This is a genomic window from Planktothrix agardhii (assembly GCF_904830935.1).
Lineage (GTDB): Bacteria > Cyanobacteriota > Cyanobacteriia > Cyanobacteriales > Microcoleaceae > Planktothrix > Planktothrix agardhii.
The window spans coordinates 4,022,501-4,043,269 of the sequence record NZ_LR882952.1 but is presented as its reverse complement, the minus strand read 5'-3'; the positions used below and the strand labels follow the sequence as shown (position 1 = coordinate 4,043,269).

General features: G+C 39.1%; 18 protein-coding genes, 1 tRNA gene and 1 rRNA gene (1 of these 20 running past the window's edge). 15 read left to right on the top strand and 5 right to left on the bottom strand.

Annotation, left to right across the window (positions count from 1 at the left end; all coding sequences use genetic code 11):
* Positions 1 to 138: 138 nt before the first annotated feature.
* From NMG88_RS18660 to NMG88_RS18650, 3 genes are all read left to right on the top strand, one after another.
* Positions 139 to 738 (top strand): hypothetical protein, encoded by a 600-nt coding sequence (locus NMG88_RS18660; RefSeq protein WP_042155963.1) that lies wholly within the window; start codon positions 139 to 141, stop codon positions 736 to 738.
* A gap of 125 nt (positions 739 to 863) precedes the next feature.
* A complete protein-coding gene (locus NMG88_RS18655) occupies positions 864 to 1,265 on the top strand; it encodes a ribonucleotide-diphosphate reductase subunit beta (protein WP_079679901.1) in 402 nt (133 codons plus the stop codon).
* Positions 1,266 to 1,389: 124 nt separating this feature from the next.
* Entirely contained in the window at positions 1,390 to 2,298 is a 909-nt protein-coding gene (locus tag NMG88_RS18650; RefSeq protein WP_042155961.1) for a 2OG-Fe(II) oxygenase, read from the top strand.
* Positions 2,299 to 2,394: 96 nt separating this feature from the next.
* Here the strand turns inward: NMG88_RS18650 and NMG88_RS18645 are convergent, their stop codons facing one another.
* The 3 genes from NMG88_RS18645 to NMG88_RS18635 all read right to left on the bottom strand — a co-directional run bounded on the left by NMG88_RS18645 (position 2,395) and on the right by NMG88_RS18635 (position 4,584).
* Positions 2,395 to 2,874: an SH3 domain-containing protein gene (locus tag NMG88_RS18645; RefSeq protein WP_042155960.1), complete on the bottom strand. Its 480-nt coding sequence runs from the start codon at positions 2,872 to 2,874 to the stop codon at positions 2,395 to 2,397.
* 151 nt (positions 2,875 to 3,025) lie between these two features.
* On the bottom strand, positions 3,026 to 3,313 hold the full coding sequence (locus NMG88_RS18640; RefSeq protein ID WP_042155958.1) for a hypothetical protein: 288 nt from the start codon (positions 3,311 to 3,313) through the stop codon (positions 3,026 to 3,028).
* Positions 3,314 to 3,336: 23 nt separating this feature from the next.
* Positions 3,337 to 4,584, bottom strand: a complete 1,248-nt coding sequence (locus NMG88_RS18635) for a DNA methyltransferase (RefSeq protein WP_042155957.1) — start codon at positions 4,582 to 4,584, stop codon at positions 3,337 to 3,339.
* Between the two features lie 537 nt (positions 4,585 to 5,121).
* Here NMG88_RS18635 and NMG88_RS18630 point away from each other — a divergent pair.
* From NMG88_RS18630 to NMG88_RS18590, 9 genes are all read left to right on the top strand, one after another.
* Positions 5,122 to 6,225 (top strand): ABC transporter ATP-binding protein, encoded by a 1,104-nt coding sequence (locus tag NMG88_RS18630; protein WP_227351134.1) that lies wholly within the window; start codon positions 5,122 to 5,124, stop codon positions 6,223 to 6,225.
* A gap of 26 nt (positions 6,226 to 6,251) precedes the next feature.
* On the top strand, positions 6,252 to 7,028 hold the full coding sequence (locus tag NMG88_RS18625; protein WP_375295663.1) for an ABC transporter permease: 777 nt from the start codon (positions 6,252 to 6,254) through the stop codon (positions 7,026 to 7,028).
* Between the two features lie 4 nt (positions 7,029 to 7,032).
* Positions 7,033 to 8,640 (top strand): GldG family protein, encoded by a 1,608-nt coding sequence (locus tag NMG88_RS18620; RefSeq protein WP_254035697.1) that lies wholly within the window; start codon positions 7,033 to 7,035, stop codon positions 8,638 to 8,640.
* 210 nt (positions 8,641 to 8,850) lie between these two features.
* On the top strand, positions 8,851 to 9,981 hold the full coding sequence (locus NMG88_RS18615; protein WP_254035696.1) for a tetratricopeptide repeat protein: 1,131 nt from the start codon (positions 8,851 to 8,853) through the stop codon (positions 9,979 to 9,981).
* A 99-nt stretch (positions 9,982 to 10,080) separates the two neighbouring features.
* Positions 10,081 to 10,956 carry a M48 family metallopeptidase gene (locus NMG88_RS18610; protein ID WP_254035695.1) on the top strand — a complete coding sequence of 292 codons (876 nt, stop codon included), beginning with the start codon at positions 10,081 to 10,083 and terminating at the stop codon, positions 10,954 to 10,956.
* A tRNA-Leu gene (locus NMG88_RS18605) sits at positions 10,935 to 11,016 on the top strand. Before NMG88_RS18610 ends, NMG88_RS18605 begins: the two co-directional genes overlap by 22 nt.
* A 110-nt stretch (positions 11,017 to 11,126) precedes the next feature.
* Positions 11,127 to 11,591 (top strand): thioredoxin-dependent thiol peroxidase, encoded by a 465-nt coding sequence (gene bcp, locus NMG88_RS18600; protein WP_026798272.1) that lies wholly within the window; start codon positions 11,127 to 11,129, stop codon positions 11,589 to 11,591.
* 95 nt (positions 11,592 to 11,686) lie between these two features.
* Positions 11,687 to 12,154, top strand: coding sequence for an NUDIX hydrolase (locus NMG88_RS18595; RefSeq protein ID WP_026798273.1), 468 nt, complete (start codon positions 11,687 to 11,689; stop codon positions 12,152 to 12,154).
* A gap of 29 nt (positions 12,155 to 12,183) precedes the next feature.
* Complete coding sequence (locus NMG88_RS18590; protein WP_042155948.1) at positions 12,184 to 13,083, top strand: alpha/beta fold hydrolase; 900 nt, start codon at positions 12,184 to 12,186, stop codon at positions 13,081 to 13,083.
* Here the strand turns inward: NMG88_RS18590 and NMG88_RS18585 are convergent.
* Positions 12,986 to 13,678 (bottom strand): pantothenate kinase, encoded by a 693-nt coding sequence (locus NMG88_RS18585; RefSeq protein ID WP_235751929.1) that lies wholly within the window; start codon positions 13,676 to 13,678, stop codon positions 12,986 to 12,988. The two genes, NMG88_RS18590 and NMG88_RS18585, sit on opposite strands and share 98 nt — an antisense overlap.
* Before the next feature lie 104 nt (positions 13,679 to 13,782).
* Between NMG88_RS18585 and NMG88_RS18580 the strand changes: the two genes are divergently transcribed.
* Positions 13,783 to 15,813 (top strand): GAF domain-containing sensor histidine kinase, encoded by a 2,031-nt coding sequence (locus NMG88_RS18580; RefSeq protein WP_141296240.1) that lies wholly within the window; start codon positions 13,783 to 13,785, stop codon positions 15,811 to 15,813.
* A gap of 264 nt (positions 15,814 to 16,077) precedes the next feature.
* Here NMG88_RS18580 and NMG88_RS18575 read toward each other — a convergent pair whose 3' ends face one another.
* Positions 16,078 to 17,661 carry a DUF2079 domain-containing protein gene (locus NMG88_RS18575; protein WP_254035694.1) on the bottom strand — a complete coding sequence of 528 codons (1,584 nt, stop codon included), beginning with the start codon at positions 17,659 to 17,661 and terminating at the stop codon, positions 16,078 to 16,080.
* Between the two features lie 182 nt (positions 17,662 to 17,843).
* Here NMG88_RS18575 and dxr point away from each other — a divergent pair, with 182 nt between their 5' ends.
* Both dxr and NMG88_RS18565 read left to right on the top strand, forming a co-directional pair.
* The gene (gene dxr / locus NMG88_RS18570) at positions 17,844 to 19,028 is read left to right on the top strand and encodes a 1-deoxy-D-xylulose-5-phosphate reductoisomerase (protein ID WP_227381257.1); all 1,185 of its coding nucleotides are present in this window, start codon (positions 17,844 to 17,846) and stop codon (positions 19,026 to 19,028) included.
* A gap of 744 nt (positions 19,029 to 19,772) precedes the next feature.
* Positions 19,773 to 20,769, top strand: a 16S ribosomal RNA gene (locus tag NMG88_RS18565) (it continues 496 nt past the right edge of the window).

Below are 20,769 nucleotides of genomic sequence, written 5' to 3'. Positions count from 1 at the left end.
GAGCCAAGTAGAAAGATGAACTTTCCCCTGTCATTATATATTTATAAAAACATGGATTGATGCTTGGGAAGTTATTGATTCTAAAGGTGCAACGACTAAAGGCGATAAAAACTACACCTATGCGTGTAAGGATGCTTTATGAAAACAACCAAAGAAACCAGAACAGCTTTTTTGTCTGTCATTTTAGGTGATGGATGGATTACAAAAACTGGTTCTGCTAAAATTACTCATTGTTCCTCGCAGTTGGATTATTTACAGTGGAAGAGAAAATATCTTGTTTCTAAAGGTGTTGAGTGTGGAGCTATTAGACCATTTAATAATAGTGGTTTTCCTGCTTACCGTTTGTATATTAAAACAACATCCTATGGGAAACTATATAGGAAGGTTTTATATAAAGATGGATACAAGAATATTTATCGCCGGAAACTGCTTAATAAACTAAATCGAGAGCATCTGGCAATTTGGTACATGGATGATGGCGGGTTGTCCCATAAAAAGAGAAACGGGAAAATCCACGCTAATGAACTTTTTCTTAACACGCACACAACTAAAGAAAATAATCAAATTATAATTGATTATTTTTGTGATGTATGGGATATATCTTTTACCCAAGTTAAGAATAGAGGGCATTATAGAATCAGATGTGGAACGAAGGAAGCTAGAAAATTTTTAGCGGTTGTTCAAGAATATGTATCCCAAGTTCCGTGTATGATACATAAATTAAACATAAAGCTTTAGCCAGCCGAAAAGCGTAGTAGCAAGTGCTACGAAACGGGGGGCTTCCTATTAGGAAGATGATATAGTCTATTCTGAAAGGTGACTTTCAGCAGTTCTTCACCAGAACGGGCAAGGACTAACGACCCTTGTTGAATATTAAGGATGAACTTTCTCATGTTCGGTTATTCCAAAAATTAATTCCTGAAGCCATGGAAGTGTTTACCCACTCCGTTGATCAGATTTACGAAATGTTCAATACCGCCGTTGAACATGAATGTAAATGGACTAATCATATTGTCGGAAATAATATCTTAGGAATCACGGAATATAGTACGGAACAATACACCAAATATCTAGCCAATATTCGGTTACGTTCTATCGGTTTAGAGCCCCTTTATCCCGATAAAAAGTACAGTAAAAGTCCCTATACCCATTTAGAACGCTTCTCGGATACCAAAAAAGAAGCCCATACTAAAGCCAACTTCTTTGAAGCCAGCGTCACCAGTTATGTGATGTCTTCTGGGGTCAGTGGTTGGGACGAAATCTAACCTGTCGTAGAGACGTGCCATGGCGCGTCTCTCTGTTGTGGCTATTACATTTCTCTACCCCAATGCTAAAATTTATGTCACTATAGAAAAAATAGCTTTCTAATGGTTTTTGCTCGAACTCCGTATGAATACTATCCCTCCTCCAACCCCTGCTCTAATTCCGATAGAAAGACTCAAACATTTAATTAATCAATCGATTACCACCCTAGAAACCCTACTTCAAGATCCAGCAGTTTCTCCGACTGAACGAGCGAATATTGCCTTAAAAATATTAGAAATGTCGGGATGTTCTTCCGTTACTCCCCTGGAACTTCTACAATCTCCCTCCCTACTGGCTCCATCTGTAAGTTTTAACGCTTCTCCTATTTCCCAACCCTCTACAACAACCGTTGAACTTCTCCCATCTTCCGTCCCAATTGTAGCTGAGAATAATCTGGAAATTTTACCTGCTAATTATGTGCAGATTGAAAATTTTTTAAAACCTCAAGAACACAAAGAAGCATTGAAAATTGCTTTCAAACAACCGGATAAATTTGTAGGTTCAAAAACAACCACTCAAGCAAGTAATTATCGAAAATCTTCCATTCTCTATGCCACTCTATTCCCTGATTTCTATGAATTACTGCGTAAAAAATTAATTGCTACCATTCCTTCTGTTCTCACCCAGTTAAACCTTTCACCCTTTACCGTTTCTCAGGTGGAAATGCAATTAACCGCCCATAATGACGGGTGTTTTTATAAAATTCATAATGATTCGGGTAGTCCCGAAACTAATACTCGCGTAATTACTTATGTCTATTATTTTTATAGAGAACCTAAAAACTTTTCAGGGGGAAATTTAAGACTATATGCTACGGAATGGCAAAATGGTTATGCCTTGAATGAACGGGAATTTATTGATATTGAACCCCATAATAATAGTATTGTTTTTTTTGATAGTCGTTGCAAACATGAGGTCATGCCTGTCAGTTGTCCGTCCCAACGGTTTGAAGATGGACGCTTTACCCTCAATGGTTGGTTGCGTGCGGGTTAATTCAATATTTGCTCAAAGTTAAAAAAGCGATCGCCTGGTTTAAAGACTGACCGCTTTTTAACCCTTGATTGAAAATTGGATTAATCAGGAAAACAATTACATTGAACACCCTTCTGGAGTATAAAGGTTTAAATATTTTGCTGACATCCAGCCATAGGCTTTTTTATCATCACCTAACGGTTTTCCTAACCACCATAATTGCTGATTAAAGCAACATTCAATTAATTCTACACCAACATGATTAGGGATTTTATAAATTACATTATCAGAAACAACATGAGGAGATGAACGCACATTAAGATTGGTGTCCGTGGATAAATTCACGGTGGCAAATTCTCGATCAGAAAGCACAACTAAGCCATGGGGTTTATAGACATACCAAACCATACTTTTATCGTTGCCACTTCCTAAAGATGCAACTAATGTAAGTTTATAATGATCGGGGTTGTGATCCTCGTAGCTGCTTAGGATTAAGCGACTACCAACTGGAAAATTGATTTTTTGAGCCTCTGTTAAGGCTGAAGAATCAACAGGACGTAATTTTAACAGAGTTGTGTGAGTAATAATTAATCGCATTTTTATTCGGGGTATGATTTGATTGTGATTTCATCGGGTTTTATAAATTCATAATAGCATAAGCTGTTCAGCATTTAGACTATACAGCCTAGCAATCATTCCCATTATAACACGCCGGAAATCGGTAATTAGTATTGGTGGCTCATTAAAATTAGTTAAAAATGTCCTCATTTTTGAGTTGTCCTTTTTGACGATATAGAAAATTATCAGAACTATCAAAGATTAAGTCCAGTTCAATGAAACGCTGATAGGAATTAGTTACCTCTACTAACTTTTCTACCGTATCTGTTTGATCTTGTTCAACAGCTTCTAATGCTTGTATCCACTGTTGATATTGTTTTAGGGATTCTTCAACTCGTTGTTTGTCAGCAGCAGGTAATTGAGGGTTGTTCAAACAAGCTTTGAGTTTATCATAATGAGGCGTTGGGAATTTCAGCATTGTCAGATGATCCTTTCGAGGTTTTATTGTTGTAAATAGGGAGATGGAGTTAAACTGTAAACTTTATTAATTGCGTCTCTGAGAAAAGATTCATTTTTTTCTGAAACTACATCTAATCCTTGGGTTAAAACTTGTTCAGCAACCTGTCTAGCAATTATATCCCAGTTTTGAACTGATATAGAAACTTTTTTGTTGACTAAGTGTAATAAATCTTCTCGAATGATTTGACCAAACTTATTTTTAAATTGACGTTTTTGTGTGAGTACCGAGTCAAAAACACCAGACTGTTTCACTAATTCTACAATAATTTCTGAATTATAGAAGGGAACACCTAACACCGTTGATTGATAACCGACTACAAAAATGATTCGTGTTTCTTTTTGACAGACTCTCTGAAGCTCTTGGAGAACAGCAACTAGATCTAAACAGTATTGGATGACAGTCAAAAATCTATTGCCTCGGTTAGCTCGATTTGAACCTATTTCGGATTTAGCAATTTTGAGTAAGTCCCAACCCAATATTTCTGCGGAACAACGATAATTTTGGTGATAATTGAAAACGTTGATATAGGGAGGAGAGGTAATCACAAAATTAATACAATCATCTTCGAGGGGAAGCTGACGCGCATCTCCTAAAACTGGATTAATTTTTGCTTCAGAATAGGGAAGTTCCCGAATTAATTGGTAGAGTTTACAAGCGGTATGGTAAATCTGTTCTCTGGTTAAGTTATGATTTTCTGAGATATCTAATAGGATCACTAACCCATGAACAATAATACTCTCAAAATCTTCTAATTGATCATAGAGTTCACTCAAATTTTGTTGAAATTCTTCTATTGTCAGGGGTTGATGGTACTGGATATCAAAAAAGTTAGATATTTCCAGTATAATTTCTAATTTCTGGGTTACGGATGTAATGATCTGTTCTCGTTTCTGTTGTGTTAAGTTGATCAATTGATAGGTACGACTTAAAATCCAGGCTGCGGGATTAAGTTCACATCCAAATGCTTTTAAGCCTAAACACCCAGCTTCATAAACTACAGTTCCACTTCCAAGAAAGGGATCTAAAATTGTGGCGGTTTTGGGAGCATAGGCAAAAATTAGATTTTCCACTAATTGAGGAGCAAATTGTCCACGCCAGTTAAACAGGTTAGACCGAGTTTTGTCCTCAATATCCAGAATATCTTGGGGTAAACTGATATTGAATTCTTTGACATTCTGACTCAAAAATTTTTCTCGGAGTCGGTTGTCTAAAAACAGGCGATTTGCCATATTAAAATATAATGGAATTACTCAAGGATTACAATAGAATACCCCATATCAGAAATTTATCTCAGATAATATGCACACTATTATAATTTTGTCAATAGCAGTTACAAATATTTATACTCCGTAATAATCAGAAATGTTCTTCAAGGGGGATTAGGAAGGATAATTTGGGCAGATATTATCCCTAAATTCACAGTTTAATTAGCTAAATTCACAATAAATTGAGACTTGTAGCCACTCTCGCTGATTTTTTGCACAAGAAAACCATTATAGTATTTTGAGAAAGATTTTATCTCACCCACCTCATCCTGTCAACCCCCTGATTTTTCGTCAAAAATATGAGAATAATTCTCAATAATTTGGCGGTTTACAGTTGTTTACAATTCCGAATGTTTTAAATTTTAAAATCATCTGTACAGATTTATTATTTTTACTTATTGTTTTTTCCTTGGGCATGGGAGATAATAGAGTTAAAAATAATAGTGGATAATTGAATGTCCGTTTCAAGCTAAAGTAAGAGACGTTGCTCAAGCGGTAAGCATGATTGAAGTTGAAAAGTTGTGTAAAACCTACGGTTCTACTGTAGCGCTGCGGGATGTTTCCTTTGCGGTGGAACCTGGGGCAATCTTAGGATTTTTAGGGCCGAATGGGGCGGGAAAAACCACCACCCTGCGAATTTTAGCGGCCTATCTTCCGGCTACCAGTGGAACTGCGAGAATTGCCGGGTTTGATGTGCATGAAAAATCCATGGATGTGCGACAACGGATTGGTTATTTGCCGGAAAATCCGCCACTGTATCCCGATATGAGTGTGGAAAGTTATTTGTATTTTGTGGCACAAATTAAACAAGTATCGGCGGGCGATCGCCAAACCAACGTAGAAACGGCGATCAGAAAATGTGGATTATTGGAAAGGCGAAAATTCCTAATTAGAAAATTATCGAAAGGCTACCGTCAACGAGTAGGAATTGCTCAAGCTATTGTCCATGATCCCCCTGTAATTGTATTAGATGAACCGACGGTAGGGTTAGACCCGCGACAAATTATTGAAGTGCGGAATTTAATTAAGAGTTTAGCCGGGAGTCATACGATTATTTTGTCAACGCATATTCTACCGGAAGTTAGTATGACCTGTAGCCAAGTGGCGATTATTAACCGAGGTGAAATTGTGGCAACGGGGACACCGGAAACCCTTATGGAACAGTTGACGGGAGGTTCGGGATATGAAGTAGAACTCGACGGAGAAATAGAGGAGGAGAAATTGGTCGGGTTGAAACAGATATCGGGGGTAAAAGTTATTGAAAAAGTTGGTAATTTAGGGGATTTGAACCGAGGGATATGGCGGTTTGGTTGTGAACTAGATCAAGAACCTGCACCGGAAATTTTAGCGATGTTATTGGCATCGGATTTGAAAGTGTATGAACTGCGGCGGACTCGTGCAAGTTTGGAAGATGTATTTTTAGAGTTAACTACCCAAACTCAGCCTGAAAAAACCGAGTTGTTCACAACAACAGATTCCCAGACTGTAGAGGATATGGAAACAGAGAAAAATATTAGTTCAGAATTGGGGAATGAGGAATCTAAAAATATAGAAGATCCTGATTCTCAACCTAAAAATTCAACATTAGATCGGGAGGAGGAATAATTGTGTTAATAATTTTGAACAATATTATGGCAATTTATCGCAAGGAATTACAGGGATATTTTGCCTCTCCATTGGCCTATGCTATTGCGGGAGTTTTTTGGCTAATTACCGGATACTTTTTCATAGCAATTTTATTAGGGCCAGAAGGGTTAATTCAACAGGTTGCCTACCGAGATCAGATGGGAATGACTGACCCCCCGATTGATTTACCTTATGAATTTTTACAAGTATATTTGCGTTTGATTGGAACCTTATCGTTATTTGTGTTACCGATGTTGTCGATGGGGTTATATGCAGAAGAACGAAAACTGGGAACTTTGGAATTGTTAGCCACTTCTCCGATAACGAATTGGGTGATCGCCACGGGAAAATTATTAGGGGTGCTGACGTTTTATATAACTATGATTTTACCCTTAATGGGATTACAGGTATTAGCCTTCAGCGCTTCTAAACCTCCGGTTTCTCCGGGTTTGTTTTTATTAGCTCATTTGGGGTTAATTTTATTGGCGGCGGGAATTTTATCCCTGGGAATGTTTATTTCTTCTCTAACCGATAGTACAATTTTGGCGGCGGTATTTACCTTTGCTTTAGTTTTATTTCTCTGGGTAATTGACTTAATTGGTGGAAGTCTGGGAGGATTATTAGGAGAGGGGTTAAAACAATTATCTCTAATTTCTAGTTATACTAACTTTATCCGAGGAATTGTGGATAGTAGTAGTATAGTCCTGTTAGCTAGTTATATTATTTTAGGTGTATTTCTAACAGCGCAGTCAATTGATGCTTTACGCTTCCAACGTTCTTAATAATATGATCAAAAACCAATTTAAAATCAATCGTCAATTTATACAATTCCTATTCTGGCTTGGCCCTAGTTTGATCGTCATGGGATTATCTGCGGGGGTCGTGATTGGCAGTTGGGAACCAATTACTTTAATCTTAATTATTACTGGAGTTGTAATTTTAGGATTATGGTTTTTATTCCAAGCCTATTTTAAACCCCAAGATCAGTCTCAAACTCCCTACGGTCGTCGCCGAGCTACCCAAGCTGGAACTAATGCTTTAGCATCTACGGTTTCTGTATTCCTAATTTTAGGATTAATTAATTTTGTCGCAATTAGAAATAACTTCCGCATTGATTTAACCGAAAATCAACAATTTACCCTATCTCCCCAAACCCAAAACCTAGTTAAAACCTTTGAACAACCGCTAAAAGTTTGGGTTTTTGACCGAGGGAAAAATCCCCAAATTCAAGAATTATTAGCCAACTATCAACGCCTGGGCGGTAAAAATTTTCAGTATGAATTTATCGACCCCCAAGCTCAACCCGGACTAGCGCAACAATTTGGGGTGAAAGAGTTTGGCGAAATCTATTTAGAATCAGGAAAAAAACGACAACGGGTAAGAAAAGAAGCCTTAGAACCCTTAACCGAATTAAAACTGACCAATAATATTGCACAATTATTCAGTAACCGGACTCCAAAAGTTTATTTTATCGAAGGTCATGGAGAACGACCGTTAACCGAGGGACAGGGAGGATTATCGGAGGCGATCAAAAGTTTAACTGAAAAGAATTTCATCGCCGAACCGTTAAATTTAGCCGAACAAACTGCTGTTCCCTCGGATGCAGATGTGATTATCCTGGCTAGTCCCCAACGTAAATTATTTGAAGGAGAAGTTAAGGCCTTAGAAACCTATTTAGATCAAGGTGGTAGTGTTTTATTATTATTAGACCCGCAAACGAATCATGGTTTAGATGGACTCCTAGAAAAATGGGGGGTTAAAGTTGATCCGCGTCTGGCTATTGATGGGTCAGGGGGTGGCCGTTTAGTTGGTTTGGGGCCGACCGTTCCGATTGTGCGAGAATATGGTAAACATCCGATTACCCAGGATTTTGGGAATGGAATTTCGATTTATCCCTACGCCAGTCCGGTGGAAACCCGCACTATTGATGGGATTACCGAGATTCCGTTAATTTGGACAAATGATCAAACCTGGGCGGAAAGCGATCTCAAAAGTCCTGAACTCAAACTTAACCCTGAAGTAGACCGAGCCGGCCCCCTATCCCTAGGAGTTGCCTTGAGTCGCCCCCAGAAACAGGCTGAAAAGTCGCAAACTAAACCCTCACCCAGCCCCTCTCCAGAGAAATCCGAAGCCCGGTTAGTGGTGTTCGGAAATTCCCAATTTGCCACTAATGGCTGGTTTGGTCAGCAACTGAATGCCGATGTGTTTCTCAATTCTGTGAGTTGGTTGAGTCAGTCTGACCAAGAGACTTTATCTATTCGTCCGAAATTAGCCACCAGTCGCCGAATTGCCATGACCCCACTTTTAGGACAAACTTTGAGTTGGTTGGCGTTATTGGTTTTACCGATATTTGGGTTTGGGATGGGGGTGTTTGTGTGGTGGAAAAGACGTTAGGGGGGGAGGCTTGATTTAAACACAAAGACACAAAGACACGAAGAATGATAATATACTCATTGAACTCAAGATGTTCCATGAGTTGACTCCACCATTTTCGACCTGCTACCCAACAACAACACATCTTTCAACGTCTGAAAAGACTGATAAACTTTGGTGACATTTTATCAGCCTATTGTTGTATATTTCATTTTAATTTTAGGGGGAAATATGGGTATAGGCAAACTAATCTTGGGAGGATTAGGTATTTTGGGTGTGGGTGCATTTTTAGGGATGCAATGGATTAACTCCCAACAACAAGAAGCTATTGCTCAAGTCCAAACTCAAATCTCTGAACTTGAATCCAGAAAAGTGTCGGATTTGAATACTTTAAAGGCTAAAAAAAATCAACTAGAAGCGGTGAATATTCGTTTAGATAATATACCCAATTTACCGATTTTTCCCGAACCTTTTGAACTGCAAACCCTGGGTTCAAAGTTAGAAAAAATTGAAGCACAGTTGAAACCAGAAACCCAGGCGTTAGAGAATTTAGAATCGGCTCAAAAATTAGCCATGTCAGCTTCTGTGCTGGTTCAAAATCCACCTCACCCCACCCAAGTTTGGTTAGATGCTCAACAACAATGGGAGCAAGCAATTAATTTATTAAAGGGGATTCCTAACAATACCTATGCTTACCTTGAAGCTCAAAAAAAAATGATTAGTTATGGGCAAAATTATGAGATTATTAGTGTTAGAGCCACACAAGCAAATCAAGCTGTTCAACTTAATAATAAAGCTCTCAAGCAAATAGAATTGGGTGAATATAAACAGGCGATTCAAACTTTAAACCAAGCCACAAAACTAAATCCAGGGTTAATCGAATCCTATTTGAATCGAGGTGTTGTTTATGTTCGATTAAATAGTCATCAATCTGCGATCGCTAATTTTGATCAAGCCCTTAAAATTAATCCTGAAAGTCCAGAAGCTTATTTATTTAGAGGAGAACAATATTTAAAAATAGGAGATTATGGCCTGGCGTTATGGGACTACAATCAAGTAATTAAATTGAATCCTAATCATACAAATGCTTATTTAGATCGGGGTTATATTTATCGAGAATTAAAGGAGCCAGAAAAAGCCATTGCCGACTTTAAAAAAGCCTCGGAATTATTGGGAAATGATGGGGATATTAAAACACAACAATTAACCCTATCTATTGTTCAAGAATTAGAAGCCTCTCGGCCAGTCATAGTTGTAGAAACAGATGACAACAATGATTATCAAAGGTTGAGACGGAAGAACAATAATTATTCTAGTTATTCTGGGAGTTCGAGTCGCAGTCGTAGCCGAAAAAGACGATAATAGACCAAACCCATTACCAATTACCCATTACCAATTACCCATTACCAATTACCCATTACCCATTACCCATTACCCATTACCTCTTACCCATTACCTATTATGACATTTTCAACTATTCCTTTAATTGGGCTACGCGCTAACCATTTCCGTCATCCTTTGGATTTACAATCTACGAATACTTTAAAACAATTTCCGGGTTTAGATATATTAATTCGGCAAATTCTGGGGGGTGTGGGAGAACAGTTTTTTTATTTAGAAAATATTGCTTCTAGTATTTTGGTGAGTAAGCAACAATTACCTAATTTGCATCAATTATTATTAGATGCTTGTCAAATATTGGATTTAGAACCTCCTCAACTGTATATTCGCCAAAATCCAATTCCTAATGCCTATACTTTTGCGATGCGGGGAAAACAACCGTTTATTGTGATTCATACGTCGTTAATTGAATTATTGACCCCGGATGAAATTCAAGCGGTGATCGCCCATGAGTTGGGACATTTAAAGTGTGAACATGGGGTTTATTTAACTTTGGCGAATTTAGTCATATTAGCGGCTAATCAATTATCGCCTTGGGGAACAATGTTGACCCAGGGTTTACAGACTCAGTTAATGGAATGGGTACGTTGTGCAGAATTTACTTGTGATCGGGCGGCATTATTGGCCACTCAAGATCCCAGAATTGTGATGTCGGTATTAATGAAATTATCGGGAGGCTCTCCCAGTTTAGCCCCCCAACTCAACTTAGATGCCTTTGTAGCCCAAGCTCGGACGTATGATCAAATTAGTAGTACGGAACTCGGAGAACTGCTTAAACAAGCCCAAACCGCCCAATTAAGCCATCCTCTCCCGGTGCTACGGGCGAGGGAAATTGATCGCTGGTCGAGTAGTTCAAATTATCAGGACTTGCTAAAAAGAAAGTTTATGGTGTATGATGGTGAAGCCAACCGAAAGGGCGGGTGGCGGAATTGGTAGACGCACCGCACTCAAAATGCGGCGGCTTCGGTCATAAGAGTTCAAGTCTCTTCCCGCCCACTTCTAAGCCTTAAAGAGCTTCACTCGCGTAGTAAGCCCTTTAGGGCTTTATCATTATTTCAAGGTTTCTGTATCCCAATCACCCCATATTAAAATTCTTTAAAATGGACATAACCCTGAACCTCGGTGAATTAGCACCGGATTTTGTTCTACCCGATAGCGATGGTAACCCTGTCCGTCTCAGTGATTTTCGGGGGAAACCGGTGGTTTTATATTTTTATCCGAGGGATAATACCCCTGGATGTACAAAGGAAGCCTGTGGGTTTCGGGATAATTACGGAGAATACCAAGAAAAAAATATAATTGTTCTAGGGGTAAGTACGGATAACCAGGTTGCTCATCGTAAATTTATTAGTAAATATCAGTTACCCTTTCCTCTATTAGTTGATGAAGGGGGGAAAGTAGCAACCGAATATGGCAGTTACGGACTGAAAAAATTTATGGGGAAAGAATTTATGGGGATATTTCGTCATACTTTTGTGATTGATGCTCAGGGTCGCATAGAAGCAATTTATCGGAAAGTTAAACCGGAAACCCATAGCCTAGAAATCCTGCAAACTCTTGAGAAACCATAGAATTTTCCTGATTTTGTACTTATGATAGGGATAGGCTAATTAGTAACAAAAACTCAAAACCTGTCTATTTTTTTAATTAGAGGAGAAAAAACACTTTGGTAGTATCCTTTGCCAAATATGTTTGGAATTTTGGACAAACGGTATTAGGAATTATTTTTCGTCATCCTATCCCTGGAACCAGTATTATTCCAATTCTACCTGATGGCAAAATTGTGCTGGTGCGCCGTCGAGATAATGGGAAATGGGCTTTACCCGGGGGCATGGTAGACTGGGGTGAAGATATCCCCACCACTATTAAAAGAGAACTGGCAGAAGAAACTGGGTTAGAATTGGTTAAGATTCGCCGTTTGGCGGGTGTCTATTCTGCGCCTGATCGAGATCCGCGAGTCCATTCCATTTGTGTTGTCGTAGAAGCGGATGTTCAAGGTAACTTTCAAGTTCAGGACATCCAGGAAATTACAGAGGTTAAAGCCTTTTCTGTTACATCCCTCCCCTCCGATTTTAGCCATGACTGTGAACGACATCTTCAGGACTATTTACAGGGTTTAACGACCCTAGCGTAAGGTTTTGTCCACAATATTAAAAATTTAGGATGTATCAATTATTTCATCACTTCCGAATTCAAGTGTCCCAGGGACAGATTTTCTGGTGTGAAGTCGGTGATGGCCCGGCAATTATTTTTCTGCATGGGTCTTGGACGGATAGCAGTCAGTGGGTACCGTTGATGCAGTATTTAAGTCTGGATCACCATTGTTTTGCACCGGATACTTTGGGATCTGGAGAGTCTCGACCGTTTACAAAAATTCACCCTTCTATTAATTTAGAAGTTGAGTGTTTAGCGGAATATATTCAAACCCTCAAAATTGAAGAAGTCTGTTTAGTAGGTAATGGGTTGGGAGCTTGGATAGCAACCAGTTATGCCTTGAAATATCCCCAAGTGGTTAAGGGTTTAGTGGTTATTGCCCCGGAGGGAATAACCTTTAAAAACTATAAAAAAGAATGGGGATGGAAACGACAATTATCGGCTTATTTTTCTCCGTTATTTTTGTTTTTGAAACTGATTTATCCCCTAGGGTTTCTATTCGGACAAGGAAAAAAAATTCAGGCTTGGTTTAGCGATCGCCAAATTCTGTTGGAGTGGCCTGTTGCCAGTCAACTGTTGTACCGTCGTCGCTGGGCAGAAATTCAGGCAGAAATGTTGAATCAACCTCTGGAGTCGTTGAAATTACCCACTTTGGTCTTACAAGGAGATGAGGATACCGCCACCGCCTTGAACCAGAGTAAAACTTTCTCCGAAATCGCACCGATGACTCAATATCATATAATTGAGGGCGGGAAACCGAATTTACCCTTGCAAATGCCAGAAGTTATCGCCCAATATATTCGGGAATTTATTACCCATCAGGTTCAGTTTTCAGAGCCGCCATCCCCCGAAATATTAGATCAGGATCAGCCACAGGATGAATACCCCTATCAGGAAACCGCTTGGTGAAGTAGGACAGTAATAAATTGCGATCGCCTCCAGTGATCACTATCGCCCCATGGGGATATTGTGTTTGCCAGGCTTCGATAAAATCCCGCACTCCGGCCAACAGGGTATAAATAATTCCGCTCTGAATTGCCTCTGAGGTTCCCGTAGCCCAGCGTGGCGGTAGATGGGGAGGGAATTCAACCCTCGGTAGGGTGGCGGTTTTCTGAGCCAAGGAAGACCGTTGTAGCCCTAAACCGGGTAAGATAGCTCCTCCCACTAGCCGTTGATCGGCGTCGGCGGCGGTGAAGGTTAGGGCTGTTCCCGCATCAATTACTAAAATTGGCCATCCATAGTGTGTTCCTGCTCCTAATACCGCTAAGGCGCGATCAATGCCTAGGGTTGAGTACATTCCGTTCAGGGGAATATCAGCTAAGGTCAAAACCCGAACTTGGGGGAATCTGGCCCAATATTGGGTGGGTTCGCAGACCACGGAAGCAACGATTAAAGGTAAATCATCTTTTAGGGTTGGGGGTGGTTCGGTATTGTCCTCATCCCAAGTCTCTAATACCGTTTGACCGCATAACTTAGCCCAATGGCGTCGAGAATTTCCTAGCATCAATCCTAACCAGAGACGATTTCGGAATGAGTATAATTGAGGGGATTCACACATCTATCTTTAGGAATACTTCCAATTTTATGAACAATATTGTATACATTTTTATGTCTATGCTTGATTTAGATTCTCCATACTGTTCATTACCTAAAAATTCTATTTTTAGCAATTCTGAAAACTTATCATCAGTTACTTCCTCCAAAGAAAATCCAGAAGTACACCGGATGCAGTTTTATGATCTAGTTCATCAGATTAATAAAGAGATTATTAGTACATTGGATTTAGATCGGGTATTAAGTTCTGCTTGTCAACATTTAGGTAAAATTATTAACTGTAGTCGAGTTAGTATTTTAGTTAAAGAATCCCATTCTGATCAAGAATTTACCACCAGAAATGAATATAATCAAGGAGAATATTCATGTCAATTAGGGATTAAACTCAATGTCAATGATAACCCCCATTTACAAGCATTATTATCTCAATCTCAACCTTTAGCGGTAACAAAATTTAAAGAATTTCCGGGTTTTGATCAGACGACCAAAGCCTTAATTGAGCAATTAGACATTCAATCAATGTTAGCGGTTGCGGTGCGTTATCAAGGTGAAATCAAAGGGATTATTGGGCTGCATCAATGCGATCATGAGCGAGAATGGCAAGACTGGGAAATTCAACTTTTAGAGGGTATTGCTTCCCCCTTAGCGATCGCAATTCATCACGCCCAACTCTATCAGGAAAGCCGTGCTAAAGGGGAACAAGAAGCATTATTAAGATTAGTTATTAACCAAATTAGAAGTAGTTTAGATCTGACAGCAATTTTAAACACCGCAGTTGAGGGAGTTCGGCAAGTTCTAAATACAGATCGAGTGGTGATTTATCAGTTTATTAATGGCTGGGAAGGAGAAATCAAAGTCGAGAATTATCGCATCCCTTGGCCATCAATTTTTGGAGATAAAATTACCGATAATTGTTTTCCCGAACAACATGGACAACTATACAAAAATGGACGAGTACGGGCGATTAATGATATTCATAAATCCGATTTAGATCCCTGTCATCTGAATTTTTTGGATATGTTACAAGTTCGAGCCAATTTAATTGTCCCGATTATCATGGGAGCAGAAATAGAAGATCACCAACCTGAAATAGATGGTCAACTTTGGGGATTATTAATTGCCCATGAATGTAGTAATCCTCGTGGTTGGAAAACTTGGGAAATTGATGGCTTAAAACAACTGGCTGATCAATTAGCGATCGCGATTAAACAAGCCCAACTTTATACCCAAGTTCAAGAAACCGCTTGCCAATATCAACTCCAAACCCAAGAGTTGCAAGCCACCTTAGAAGAATTAAAAAATACTCAAATTCAATTAATTCAAAGTGAAAAATTATCAAGTTTAGGTGAAATGGTAGCCGGAATTGCCCATGAAATTAATAATCCCAATAATTTTATATATGCTAATATTTCCCACGCCAGAAACTACGTTCAAAACTTGCTAGAAGTCTTGAATAAATGTCGAGAGTTTAGCCCAGAAGTGGGAGATTTTTTAAATCAAATGGGTGAGGAAGTAGAACTCGATTTTATTCAAGAGGACTTTCCCCTGTTAATTGATTCTATGGAACAGGGAAGTGTGAGAATTCGTTCTATTGTTGATAGTTTAAAAGATTTCTCCCATTTAAACGAATCCGAATGGAAATCCGTTGATTTAACTGAAGGTTTAGAAAGTAGTTTGACCTTGTTAGAACATCGAATGACTCAAATTAAAATCAATAAAAATTATCAAACCATTCCCAAAGTTAATTGTTTCCCTAGTCAAATTAATCAAGTCTTTTTCCAAGTTTTAAGTAATGCCATTGATGCGGTTAAATCTAATCCAAAACAGGGAGAAGTTACTTTAACAACTGAAGATCACAGTCCAGATTTTATCAGAATTACAATTCAAGATAATGGACTAGGAATTCCAGATGAAATTAAATCTCGAATTTTTGATCCATTCTTTACGACAAAACCCGTAGGCCAAGGGACAGGAATGGGACTGGCGATTTGTTATCAAGTCATTGTTAAAGCCCATGGTGGCAAATTGGAATTTAAGACTCAACAGAAAAACGGCACAGAATTTATGATTGAGATTCCTTGTTAATAAAATGATACTATAGAAAGAATTTTCCATCAGAGCTAACCATGAACCATCTTAAATATTACATTGGGAATAAGCTGTTAAGTATCTAAATAGGGTATAATGAAAAACTAAGTTTAGAAAAATCAATAAAAAGATGCCTGCTAAAAATCACTTAAATATTCTTGATAATGCAAGTTTTCACAAAAAAGAAGAATACCTAGAAAATAATTTAATTCTTCTTTTTTTTGTCTTTGTGTTTTCGTCTTTCTGGTCGCTTTAAATCTATTAAAGTCGTTTAAAAACTAATACACCATTCTTTTGATAGGACAATTTAAAATTGGGTTTTGCTTTTAATTGAGTTGCATATTTTTCCCCTAAATCTTTTGTATCGGGCCAAGGATGACGTAAATTTAAAATCACATAATCAAATTCTATTAAATTAAAGTCTGGTGATACTTGATTGAGTAATTTAATAGTTTTACGATGGGTAAAATGGGGTGCAAGTCTGTTATCGGTCAAAACTCCACCTTTAGTGTGAATTTGGCTGACAGCTTTTTGGGTTGCTGACCAATTATTAATTCGAGTAAAATAGCCTAAAACTTGTGTATGATCTGCCCATAATAAGAATACTAAAATTGACCAAAGTATGATCCATTTCGGTAGTTTTTGATGGGGAATTGTGAATAGATGAGAAGAAGACCCCCGCCGTCCATCCCTTAGTAATGGGGGGTGAGAAGATACATTTTCACCCAGTTCTTTTCCCCCCATTAGCAAGGGGGGGCTAGGGGGGGTCTGAAATTTATTCCATAAACCCCATAAACTATTAGCAAGTCCTGGCTTTTCTGCTGCTAAAGTTTCTATCATCACTAATAATAAAAAAGGTAATGCCGGGAGAGAATATTGATAAATTAAACTGCGTTGCATCGGGTCAATAGATAATATATTGAGTAATAAAGTTGGAATGGCGGGAACTAATACGATAAACTTTTGAGGATTTAACCACCAAATCACCGCGACACTAAACTCCAAGAAATAAACTAAAGTATTGATAGATAATAATTTTCCTAAAATCAATTTAGGTTTAATAATTGTATTGAAAATTACCCCTAAAACCGAATCCCCTAAATAATCATATCGAGATACTCCGGCGGCTTCTTGACCACTATAAAAAGGAATCATAACCTGAGTTGCAATTAAAAACCAAGTGATTCCTAGCGCTATTGCTATCATTCCATAAAAACGACGTTGTTCAAAAAAGATCAACCAAAATCCAATAGCAATTACGGTTAATGCGAAAACGGCTTTACAGGCTAATATCCAAATAATTGCTATAGTAAACCAGATAATTTTTTTCTGTTTTGCTGCTAAAATTGCTCCAAAAATTGCTGGGACTGCTAAAACATCGGGGTGGAAATCAAATAAATTAATATTAAAAATTTCAGGATAGAGTAAATAGGCGATCGCAACGGCTAAACTTAATCGTTGATTTAATCCCGCTAATTGAGCTAATTTCCAGGTTAATCCAGTCGCAGATCCCAAACAAATTGCTTGCACTAAAAATAACCAATAAACACTCGGATAAATTTTGTATAATAATGCTAAAGGATAAATTGCGATCGCTCCATGATCTCCCAAAAAATGAAAACCCAAAAATGAAGAAATGGGTTGCCTTCCTATACTAATTAAGTATATAATTTGATCATAAATTCCTAAATCATAAGCAGTAGACTGAAATAAAAAGTGACGTAAACTGCTATAGAAAAATAAAATAAATGTGCCAATTCCCATAACTTTCCAGATAGAAATGGAAAATAGGCTCTTAGTCTCTATCGGCGCTGAATCTTCGGGATGGTCTGGGTGGGTTTGCATTTTGTTCATTACTCACAACGAAGTTCAGTCTACCTGAGAGTGAATCTTCTGAACAGTAGAATCTTCGATTATATCTCAATCTTTTAATTCCTAGATAATATCCCTAACTCGATTTGAGCAGGAATTGGGAAATGGGGATCAACCATCGTACTATGGTTATATCAAATACTTGTTAAGAAAAGATGAAAGCAATTACACTTCTGGGTTCTACAGGTTCCATCGGGACTCAAACCTTAGACATTGTAGCAGAATATCCCGAACAGTTTCGGATTGTGGGACTCACTGCCGGAAGCAATATTAACCTATTAGCCCAACAAATTCGCGCCTTTTGCCCCAGTATCGTCGCCATTTCCAATCCTGACCAGTTACCCGAATTAAAAGCCCTGATTACTGATATTAACCCCCAACCAATTTTACTCGCGGGAGAGGAAGGAATTATCGAAGTTGCACGCTATGGGGACTCGGAAGCAGTAGTTACCGGAATCGTCGGTTGTGCAGGTTTATTACCTACAATTGCCGCCATTGAAGCCGGAAAAGATATCGCCCTAGCTAATAAAGAAACCTTAATTGCTGGGGGGCCTGTTGTCAATCCTTTAATCAAAAAACATGGGGTAAAATTATTACCTGCGGACTCGGAACATTCAGCAATTTTTCAATGTTTACAAGGAGTTCCCCAAGCGGGATTAAGACGAATTATTTTAACAGCTTCTGGGGGTGCTTTTAGAGATTTGCCTGTGGAAAAATTAAAGGAAGTAACCGTTGCTGATGCCATTACCCATCCTAACTGGTCAATGGGCAAAAAAATCACCGTTGATTCAGCCACAATGATGAACAAAGGTTTAGAAGTGATTGAAGCGCATTTCTTGTTTGGATTGGATTATAATGATATCGAAATTGTGATTCATCCCCAGAGTATTATTCACTCTTTAATTGAGCTACAAGATACCTCCGTTTTAGCCCAATTGGGTTGGCCAGATATGCGTTTACCAATTTTATATGCCATGTCTTGGCCGGAAAGAATTTATACAAATTGGCAACGTTTGGATTTAGTTAAAGCGGGGAATCTAACCTTTAAAGAACCGGATGATCAAAAATATCCTTGTATGTCTTTAGCCTATGCTGCCGGCAGGGCTGGGGGTTCGATGCCTGCGGTTTTAAATGCAGCAAATGAACAAGCAGTTGCTTTATTTTTAGAAGAAAAAATTGCATTTTTAGATATTCCCAAGGTCATAGAACTAACTTGCGATCGTCATCAAATTGATAATCGTCAATATCCAACTTTAGAAGATATTATAGAGTCAGACCGTTGGGCAAGACAAGAAGTTATTTCAGCTTCTAAAAAACTTCATCAAAAAATAGCGGTTTAAGTTGTAAAAAAACGACTAATAAACTTAAATTTGAATGGATTTATAAATTGGCTGAGACTTCAAAAATCCTAGGGTTGGGGCGGGCTTCAACCCTAATTAGGATCTCCATTTGGTTGAGAATGACTAGAAGTAGACATTAGCTCATAACCTCATTAATTTCAGATGGGTGGATTGTCAATCAGAGTCTAAAAAGTAAATTTTCCTTTCGGGACTTCACTTATTTAAGTGCATCTGGGCGAAGATCCCAAATTCTATCATACAAAATTAACAAAATGGCGTAGTCTCCACCTTGCAGAATCGCTTCGCTTCTTAGGCATACCCCCTGATTCAGCAACGCCCAATATCCATATATATGTGTCTGCGTATGTCCAAGATTAGACCGTTGACCCTTGTATCGGACAAAAACAATTAAATCCTGATGCCATCATTTGTTCCCTAGGCGAGTCAATCCCAGAGACAAAAAGCTGAACCCTTTATACAGATAGGATTTGGCGGGCATAAAAAAATATTTTCTCAAAATGGTTGACATCTTCGAGAAAGACTGATAGATTTATAAAAGTGTCGAAAAACAAAGACACACCGAACCTGGACAACTAAAGAGTTTGAAAGCCAAGTTAAAACATTTTATTCTCGTCGAAACAGAATTTAGAGCTTAACCAGGGAGTTTAACACAAACTTTCTGAAAAAGCAAAAAATTCTAAAACTTTGAGAAACAAGTTTTAGAGCCAAAACAACAGATTCTTCAAAACGGAGAGTTTGATCCTGGCTCAGGATGAACGCTGGCGGTCTGCTTAACACATGCAAGTCGAACGGAATCCTTAGGGATTTAGTGGCGGACGGGTGAGTAACACGTAAGAACCTGCCTCTAGGACGGGGACAACAGTTGGAAACGACTGCTAAACCCGGATGAGCCGAAAGGTAAAAGATTAATCGCCTAGAGAGGGGCTTGCGTCTGATTAGCTAGTTGGTGAGGTAAGAGCCCACCAAGGCGACGATCAGTAGCTGGTCTGAGAGGATGATCAGCCACACTGGGACTGAGACACGGCCCAGACTCCTACGGGAGGCAGCAGTGGGGAATTTTCCGCAATGGGCGAAAGCCTGACGGAGCAAGACCGCGTGGGGGAGGAAGGTTCTTGGATTGTCAACCCCTTTTCTCAGGGAAGAACACAATGACGGTACCTGAGGAAAAAGCATCGGCTAACTCCGTGCCAGCAGCCGCGGTAATACGGGGGATGCAAGCGTTATCCGGAATGATTGGGCGTAAAGAGTCCGTAGGTAGTCATCCAAGTCTGCTGTTAAAGAGCGAGGCTTAACCTCGTAAAGGCAGTGGAAACTGGAAGACTAGAGTGTAGTAGGGGCAGAGGGAATTCCTGGTGTAGCGGTGAAATGCGTAGAGATCAGGAAGAACACCGGTGGCGAAGGCGCTCTGCTGGGCTATAACTGACACTGAGGGACGAAAGCTAGGGGAGCGAATGGGATTAGATACCCCAGTAGTCCTAGCGGTAAACGATGGAAACTAGGTGTGGCCTGTATCGACCCGGGCCGTGCCGAAGCAAACGCGTTAAGTTTCCCGCCTGGGGAGTACGCACGCAAGTGTGAAACTCAAAGGAATTGACGGGGGCCCGCACAAGCGGTGGAGTATGTGGTTTAATTCGATGCAACGCGAAGAACCTTACCAGGACTTGACATCTCTGGAATCTCCTTGAAAGGGGAGAGTGCCGTAAGGAACCAGAAGACAGGT

Bases quoted from the DNA above. Each gene is read 5' to 3' on its own strand.
- NMG88_RS18660 (WP_042155963.1), top strand. From the start codon at position 139: ATGAAAACAACCAAAGAAACCAGAACAGCTTTTTTGTCTGTCATTTTA.
- NMG88_RS18650 (WP_042155961.1), top strand. From the start codon at position 1,390: ATGAATACTATCCCTCCTCCAACCCCTGCTCTAATTCCGATAGAAAGA.
- NMG88_RS18645 (WP_042155960.1), bottom strand. From the start codon at position 2,874: ATGCGATTAATTATTACTCACACAACTCTGTTAAAATTACGTCCTGTT.
- NMG88_RS18640 (WP_042155958.1), bottom strand. From the start codon at position 3,313: ATGCTGAAATTCCCAACGCCTCATTATGATAAACTCAAAGCTTGTTTG.
- NMG88_RS18635 (WP_042155957.1), bottom strand. From the start codon at position 4,584: ATGGCAAATCGCCTGTTTTTAGACAACCGACTCCGAGAAAAATTTTTG.
- NMG88_RS18630 (WP_227351134.1), top strand. From the start codon at position 5,122: ATGATTGAAGTTGAAAAGTTGTGTAAAACCTACGGTTCTACTGTAGCG.
- NMG88_RS18625 (WP_375295663.1), top strand. From the start codon at position 6,252: ATGGCAATTTATCGCAAGGAATTACAGGGATATTTTGCCTCTCCATTG.
- NMG88_RS18620 (WP_254035697.1), top strand. From the start codon at position 7,033: ATGATCAAAAACCAATTTAAAATCAATCGTCAATTTATACAATTCCTA.
- NMG88_RS18615 (WP_254035696.1), top strand. From the start codon at position 8,851: ATGGGTATAGGCAAACTAATCTTGGGAGGATTAGGTATTTTGGGTGTG.
- NMG88_RS18610 (WP_254035695.1), top strand. From the start codon at position 10,081: ATGACATTTTCAACTATTCCTTTAATTGGGCTACGCGCTAACCATTTC.
- NMG88_RS18590 (WP_042155948.1), top strand. From the start codon at position 12,184: ATGTATCAATTATTTCATCACTTCCGAATTCAAGTGTCCCAGGGACAG.
- NMG88_RS18585 (WP_235751929.1), bottom strand. From the start codon at position 13,678: ATGCTAGGAAATTCTCGACGCCATTGGGCTAAGTTATGCGGTCAAACG.
- NMG88_RS18580 (WP_141296240.1), top strand. From the start codon at position 13,783: ATGTCTATGCTTGATTTAGATTCTCCATACTGTTCATTACCTAAAAAT.
- NMG88_RS18575 (WP_254035694.1), bottom strand. From the start codon at position 17,661: ATGCAAACCCACCCAGACCATCCCGAAGATTCAGCGCCGATAGAGACT.
- dxr (WP_227381257.1), top strand. From the start codon at position 17,844: ATGAAAGCAATTACACTTCTGGGTTCTACAGGTTCCATCGGGACTCAA.